General features: G+C 53.5%; 1 protein-coding gene. It reads left to right on the top strand.

The features are described 5' to 3' along the window. Positions 1-55 precede the first annotated feature (55 nt). A protein-coding gene (locus A7589_RS01690; protein WP_103215986.1) for an IS1-like element IS1A family transposase occupies positions 56-753 on the top strand; the annotation gives its coding sequence in 2 pieces (ribosomal slippage) (positions 56-305 and positions 305-753; 699 coding nt in all). The last annotated feature ends 15 nt before the right edge of the window (positions 754-768 follow it).

The following is a 768-nucleotide window of genomic DNA, read 5'->3' as shown; positions in this document are numbered from 1 at the left end:
GGTGATGCTGCCAACTTACTGATTTAGTGTATGATGGTGTTTTTGAGGTGCTCCAGTGGCTTCTGTTTCTATCAGCTGTCCCTCCTGTTCAGCTACTGACGGGGTGGTGCGTAACGGCAAAAGCACCGCCGGACATCAGCGCTATCTCTGCTCTCACTGCCGTAAAACATGGCAACTGCAGTTCACTTACACCGCTTCTCAACCCGGTACGCACCAGAAAATCATTGATATGGCCATGAATGGCGTTGGATGCCGGGCAACCGCCCGCATTATGGGCGTTGGCCTCAACACGATTTTACGTCACTTAAAAAACTCAGGCCGCAGTCGGTAACCTCGCGCATACAGCCGGGCAGTGACGTCATCGTCTGCGCGGAAATGGACGAACAGTGGGGATACGTCGGGGCTAAATCGCGCCAGCGCTGGCTGTTTTACGCGTATGACAGGCTCCGGAAGACGGTTGTTGCGCACGTATTCGGTGAACGCACTATGGCGACGCTGGGGCGTCTTATGAGCCTGCTGTCACCCTTTGACGTGGTGATATGGATGACGGATGGCTGGCCGCTGTATGAATCCCGCCTGAAGGGAAAGCTGCACGTAATCAGCAAGCGATATACGCAGCGAATTGAGCGGCATAACCTGAATCTGAGGCAGCACCTGGCACGGCTGGGACGGAAGTCGCTGTCGTTCTCAAAATCGGTGGAGCTGCATGACAAAGTCATCGGGCATTATCTGAACATAAAACACTATCAATAAGTTGGAGTCATTACC

Origin of the sequence: Escherichia sp. MOD1-EC6475 (genome assembly GCF_003046645.1) — a bacterium.
Classification (GTDB): domain Bacteria; phylum Pseudomonadota; class Gammaproteobacteria; order Enterobacterales; family Enterobacteriaceae; genus Escherichia; species Escherichia ruysiae.
Note: the sequence above shows the minus strand (reverse complement) of the source record. Positions and strands in the feature narration are given on the sequence as shown.